The 5960-nt window shown below is 65.9% G+C and carries 8 protein-coding genes; all 8 read left to right on the forward strand.

All coding sequences use genetic code 11. The features are described from left to right. The first annotated feature begins 82 nt into the window (after positions 1-82). The 8 genes from ligA (at position 83) to IP86_RS23205 (ending at position 5856) form a co-directional block, all read left to right on the forward strand. The gene (gene ligA / locus IP86_RS23170) at positions 83-472 is read left to right on the forward strand and encodes a protocatechuate 4,5-dioxygenase subunit alpha (RefSeq protein WP_054164795.1); all 390 of its coding nucleotides are present in this window, start codon (positions 83-85) and stop codon (positions 470-472) included. Then, positions 472-1326, forward strand: coding sequence for a class III extradiol dioxygenase subunit beta (locus tag IP86_RS23175; protein WP_054164796.1), 855 nt, complete (start codon positions 472-474; stop codon positions 1324-1326). The genes ligA and IP86_RS23175 overlap by 1 nt, the downstream gene beginning before the upstream one ends. A 1-nt stretch (position 1327) precedes the next feature. Beyond that, on the forward strand, positions 1328-2287 hold the full coding sequence (locus IP86_RS23180) for a Gfo/Idh/MocA family oxidoreductase (RefSeq protein ID WP_054164797.1): 960 nt from the start codon (positions 1328-1330) through the stop codon (positions 2285-2287). A gap of 276 nt (positions 2288-2563) precedes the next feature. Continuing rightward, positions 2564-2962 carry a hypothetical protein gene (locus IP86_RS23185; RefSeq protein WP_054164798.1) on the forward strand — a complete coding sequence of 133 codons (399 nt, stop codon included), beginning with the start codon at positions 2564-2566 and terminating at the stop codon, positions 2960-2962. A 102-nt stretch (positions 2963-3064) separates the two neighbouring features. Then, entirely contained in the window at positions 3065-3466 is a 402-nt protein-coding gene (gene hisE, locus IP86_RS23190) for a phosphoribosyl-ATP diphosphatase (protein ID WP_054164799.1), read from the forward strand. A 71-nt stretch (positions 3467-3537) separates the two neighbouring features. Then, entirely contained in the window at positions 3538-4119 is a 582-nt protein-coding gene (locus tag IP86_RS23195; RefSeq protein ID WP_054164800.1) for a YqaA family protein, read from the forward strand. A gap of 411 nt (positions 4120-4530) precedes the next feature. After that, on the forward strand, positions 4531-4752 hold the full coding sequence (locus IP86_RS29530; protein ID WP_245290719.1) for a hypothetical protein: 222 nt from the start codon (positions 4531-4533) through the stop codon (positions 4750-4752). A 132-nt stretch (positions 4753-4884) separates the two neighbouring features. Then, a complete protein-coding gene (locus IP86_RS23205; RefSeq protein WP_054164802.1) occupies positions 4885-5856 on the forward strand; it encodes an NAD(P)H-dependent flavin oxidoreductase in 972 nt (323 codons plus the stop codon). Positions 5857-5960: the final 104 nt, after the last annotated feature.

Raw genomic sequence — 5960 nt, forward strand, 5'->3', positions numbered from 1 at the left:
CCCCACCCCTCTCCCCGCATGCGGGGAGAGGGAGCCGCCGCCGCCCGTTTCGTAACTAACAAGTCCTAGAGGAGACTCCGCCATGCCCCTCGACAAACCCTATACCGACGTGCCCGGCACCACGATCTTCGACGCCGACATGTCGCGGATGGGCTATCATCTCAACCAGTTCTGCATGTCGCTGATGAAGGCCGAGAACCGCGCCCGCTTCAAGGCGGACGAGCGCGCTTATCTCGACGAATGGCCGATGACCGAGGAGCAGAAGCAGGCGGTGCTCGACCGCGACCTCAACCGCTGCATTTCGCTTGGCGGCAACATCTACTTCCTCGCCAAGATCGGCGCCACCGACGGCAAGAGCTTCCAGCAGATGGCGGGCTCGATGACCGGGATGACCGAAGAGGAATATCGCAACATGATGATCAATGGCGGCCGCTCGGCCGAAGGCAACCGCTACATCGGGGAGAAGAAGTAATGGCTCGGATCACCGCCAGCGTCTACACCTCGCACGTCCCCGCCATCGGCGCCGCGATCGACATGAAGAAGACCGGCGAGGATTATTGGAAGCCGGTGTTCAAGGGCTACGAGTTCTCCAAGGAGTGGCTGAAGGCCGAGAAGCCGGACGTCATCTTCCTGGTATTCAACGATCACGCCACCGCGTTCAGCCTCGACTTCATCCCGACCTTCGCGATCGGCACTGCGGCGGAATACACGCCGGCCGACGAGGGCTGGGGTCCGCGCCCGGTGCCGAAGGTGATCGGCCATCCGCGGCTCGCCGCGCATATCGCCCAGTCGGTGATCCAGGACGATTTCGACCTGACCATCGTCAACAAGATGGACGTCGACCACGGCCTCACCGTGCCGCTCAGCCTGATGTGCGGCGAGCCGCAGGCGTGGCCCTGCCCGGTGATCCCGTTCGCCGTCAACGTCGTGCAATATCCGGTGCCGTCCGGCCGCCGCTGCTACATGCTCGGTCAGGCGATCGGCAAGGCGATCCGCTCCTACGACGAAGACCTCAACGTGCAGATCTGGGGCACCGGCGGCATGAGCCACCAGCTGCAGGGCCCGCGCGCCGGCCTGATCAATCGCGAATGGGACAATGCCTTCCTCGACCAGATCATCAACGACCCGGATGCCCTGTCGAAGAAGCCGCATATCGACTACGTCCGCGAAGCGGGCTCCGAAGGCATCGAACTGGTGATGTGGCTGATCGCGCGCGGCGCGATGGCCGACGCCACCGGCGGCCCGAAGCCCAAGGTCGCCCATCGTTTCTATCACGTCCCGGCCAGCAACACCGCGGTCGGCCACCTCATTCTGGAGAACGCCTGATATGGCAAAGACGATCAAGGTCGCGCTCGCGGGAGCGGGCGCGTTCGGCATCAAGCATCTCGACGGCATCAAGAACATCGACGGCGTCGAGGTGGTGTCGCTGATCGGCCGCCGGCTGGAGCCGACCCAAGAGGTGGCTAAGAAGTACGGCATCGAGCACGTCTCGACCGATCTTGCCGATGCGCTGGCGATCAAGGAAGTCGACGCGGTTATTCTCTGCACGCCGACCCAGATGCACGCCGAGCAGGGCATCGCCTGCCTGAACGCCGGCAAGCACGTCCAGATCGAGATTCCGCTCGCGGACTCGCTGGCCGACGCGCAGGCGGTGGTCGATCTGCAGAAGAAGACCGGCCTCGTTGCCATGGCCGGCCACACCCGCCGCTTCAATCCCAGCCATCAGTATGTGCATAACAAGATCAAGGCCGGCGAACTGAACATCCAGCAGATGGATGTGCAGACCTACTTCTTCCGCCGCACCAACATGAACGCGCTCGGCCAGCCGCGCAGCTGGACCGATCATCTGCTGTGGCACCACGCCGCCCACACCGTCGATCTGTTCGCCTATCAGGCCGGCTCGCCGATCGTGAAGGCCAACGCGGTGCAGGGCCCGATCAATCCGTCGCTCGGCATCGCGATGGACATGTCGATCCAGCTGAAGGCCGCCAACGGCGCGATCTGCACGCTGTCGCTGTCGTTCAACAACGACGGCCCGCTCGGCACCTTCTTCCGCTACATCTGCGACAACGGCACCTACATCGCCCGCTACGACGATCTGGTGAACGGCAAGGAAGAGAAGATCGACGTCTCCAAGGTCGACGTCTCGATGAACGGCATCGAGCTGCAGGACCGCGAATTCTTCGCCGCGATCCGCGAAGGCCGCGAGCCGAACTCGTCCGTCGCTCAGGTGCTGCCCTGCTACCAGGTGCTGCACGACCTCGACCAGCAGCTGTCGAACGGCTGATTGACGCACGACTTCTCCCCGTCATTGCGAGGAGGCGAAGCCGACGAAGCAATCCAGAAGCCGCGTGCACGGCGCTGGATTGCTTCGCGGAGCCTGTCATCGGGCCGGCCAAAGGCCGGACCCGGTGGCTCGCAATGACGGGGGTTGTGTTTTGGGCGGCCCGATACGTGACGCCGATCACGCGCACGGTTGAGTTTCTCCAACGGAACCATAGATGCCTCATCGGGGTTGTTCCCGCAGCGGCCGCCATGCGGCCATATGAGGCGGAGGTTTCCGATGGTGAAGCTTAGCATTCGGCGGTCGGGCGGCGTTCGTGCCGTGGCGATCGCGACCGTGGCGGCGATTGCGCTGGCCGGCTTGCAGCCGTCAGCCGCCGTTGCTGCGCCGAAGGCTTCCGACAAGGCGCCGGCGGTGACCCGGCACGACGTCACCGATTTCAGCGCGCGAAAGAAGCGCTATGTGCGCCGGGGCGGCGGTGGCAATGCCGCGGCGGCGGCCGCATTCGCCGGCATCATCGGCACGGTGGGCGCGATCGCGGCCAGCCAGGCGCGCCGCGATTATTACGAGAGCCACTATTATGGCCCGCGTTATTACGGGCCCGGTTACGGCTATTACGGCGGCCCGGCCTATGTGGGCGGCGGCTATCCCGGCTATGGTTACTACGATCCATACTGATCAGTTCCGGACAACGGAATGGCCGCGCCATAGCGCGGCCATTGAGCCCCGACGTTGCGCTGGGTTAACGCCACCGACATCCAGTTGCGCTAAGCTGATCGAATGAGCGATTCGGTCGAACGGCTATATCAGGCGGTGCTGGCGGCGCGGGATCTCGATCCTGCGACCTCGCGGACTGCCAAACTATTTCGCGGCGGCTCGGGCAAGATGGCCAAGAAGCTCGCCGAGGAGGCGATCGAGGTCGTCATCGACGCCATCAACGGCAACCGCGATGCGGTGATCCGTGAAAGCGCCGACCTGATGTACAACCTCACCGTCCTGTGGGCCTCGGCCGGGGTTTGCCCCGACGACGTCTGGCGCGAGATGGACCGGCGCGAGACCCTGCTCGGCATCGCCGAGAAGCTTCCCAAGCCGGGCATGAAGGTCGCGAAACCGGGCGCGCTGCGTCCGATGCGGCGGCCGATGGCCGCAATCGAGCCCCGGGCGGTGCGCAAGCGGCACTGACGGCGGCCTTGCGGCCAACCGTCACATTTGTGGCATGGACAAAGCGGCGCCGGGATGGTTGATCGCCGCCCATGCTGAGACGAATCTACGATTGGTGCATCGACGCCGCCCACAAGCCCTACGCCCTCTGGATTCTGGGGATGGTCTCCTTCGCGGAGAGCTCGTTCTTCCCGATCCCGCCGGACGTGATGCTGATCCCGATGTCGCTGGCGCGACCGGAGCGGGCATGGTTCTACGCCGGACTGTGCACCATCACATCGGTCGCCGGCGGCGTGGTCGGCTACGCGATCGGCGCGCTGCTGTACGACTCGGTCGGCCACTGGCTGATCCAGCTCTACGGCTACGGCGACAAGGTCGAGGCGTTTCGTGCCGGCTATGCGCAATGGGGCGCGTGGATCATCCTGCTCAAGGGCCTCACTCCGATCCCCTACAAGCTGGTGACGATCACCTCGGGCTTCGCCGGCTACGACATCTGGTCGTTCATCCTGTTCTCGATCATCGCGCGCGGCGGCCGTTTCTTCATCGTCGCCATCGTGCTCAATCGCTGGGGCGACGTGATCCGCGAGCAGATCGAAAAGCGCCTGACCATGTGGGTCACGCTCGCCGCCGTCCTGCTGGTCGCCGGCTTCGTCATTGCCGCGCGGCTGGTGTAGGTGACGGCGCCACGTCTTCCCGCTGTCAGCGCAACGACGTAGGCTGCCTCTATGCCCGTTCCAGTTCGTGCTTTTCTTCGGCTGGCCATCGCCCTCGGGGCGGCCGCCGCGTTGATGATCCCGGCGGCCGGTCCTGCCGGGGCCCAGCAGCCGCCGGCACCGCCAGCCGCGCCCTCACCGGCAAGCCCGCCCCCTCCCCCGCGCGAAAATCCCGGCCTGGTCGACGAACTGGGCAAGCTGCTGAAGACCCCCGGGTCGCTGCTGCCGAGTTGGTCTTGGCCGGACAGCAAGCCTGACGCGCCCGCGGCACCGCCGGAGGCGGCGGCCCCGCCCGCGGCCGTCGCACCGCCTGCCGCCGCTCCCGCCTCGCCACCCCCGCCGGCAGCGGCCGCTTCGCCCCTGGTGCCGGCCATGGTGGACGGACGCCAGGTCTGTCCCAGCACGGCCAACGGGGCGTCCGACTGCGCGGCGGCGGCGACGATCCTGTGCCGCGCCAAGGGCTATCAGCAGGGCCGCAGCCTCGGCGTCGACGCCACCGAAAAATGCTCCGCCAAGGTGCTGATCCCCGGCCGGACCCGCGAGCCGGGCGACTGCCGGACCGAAAATTTCGTGACGCGGGCTTGGTGCCAGTAGCGTCGCCGAATTTTCCCGCGCTTGCGTCGAACCGCTGCGTTTTCGGCAAAATCCGCCTTGCAGGCGTGTTCCTCCCTTGCTTTTGTGTCGCCGCGGTTGCACCGCCAAACACAACAAGAGGAGACATCCGGAATGCCCATGCCCGCATTGTTCAAGGGCCGCCTGTCGATCCCGGTGATCGGCTCGCCGCTGTTCATCATTTCGACGCCCGATCTGGTGATCGCGCAATGCAAGGCCGGTGTGGTCGGTTCGTTTCCCGCGCTCAATGCGCGTCCGGCGGCGCTGCTCGACGAATGGCTGCACCGCATCAAGGAAGAGCTCGCCGCCCACGACAAGGCGCATCCGGATCGCCCCTCGGCGCCGTTCGCCGTCAACCAGATCGTCCACAAATCCAACAACCGGCTCGATGCCGATCTGGCGCTGTGCGAGAAGCACAAGGTGCCGATGCTGATCACCTCGCTCGGCGCCCGCGAAGAGCTGAACCAGGCCGCGCACAATTGGGGCGGCATCGTGTTCCACGACGTCATCAACCAGCGCTTCGCCCACAAGGCGGTCGAAAAGGGCGCCGACGGCCTGATCCTGGTGGCGGCCGGCGCCGGCGGCCATGCCGGCATGCAGTCGCCGTTCGCCTTCGTCACCGAAACGCGCTCCTGGTACGACGGCCCGATCGCGCTGTCGGGCGCGATCGGCAACGGCCGGGCGATCCGCGCCGCCCGCGTGCTCGGCGCCGACTTCGCCTATATCGGCTCGGCCTTCATCGCCACCACCGAGGCCAACGCGGTGCCTCGCTACAAGGAGATGATCACCACCTCCGGCGCCGACGACATCGTGTACTCCAATTTGTTCACAGGCGTGCACGGCAACTATCTGAAGCCGTCGATCCTCGCCGCCGGCATGGACCCGGACAATCTCGAGCAGTCCGACCCGTCGAAGATGAACTTCGGCACCGACGAATCGGGCGAGCGCGCCAAGCCGAAGGCCTGGAAGGAAATCTGGGGCGCCGGCCAGGGCATCGGCAGCATCACCGGCATCACCCCGGTGTCCGAGCTCGTCGCCCGCTTCAAGCAGGAATACGACGCCGCCATCGACCCGCCGCTGGCGTAGTTCGGCACTCTCCAACACGCCCGCGGCCTCTTCCCTTCTCCCCTTGTGGGAGAAGGTGGCGCGGACATCGTCCGCGCCGGATGAGGGGTCGCGTCGCGCGGCTT

Origin of the sequence: Rhodopseudomonas sp. AAP120, assembly GCF_001295845.1 — a bacterium.
GTDB lineage: Bacteria > Pseudomonadota > Alphaproteobacteria > Rhizobiales > Xanthobacteraceae > Rhodopseudomonas.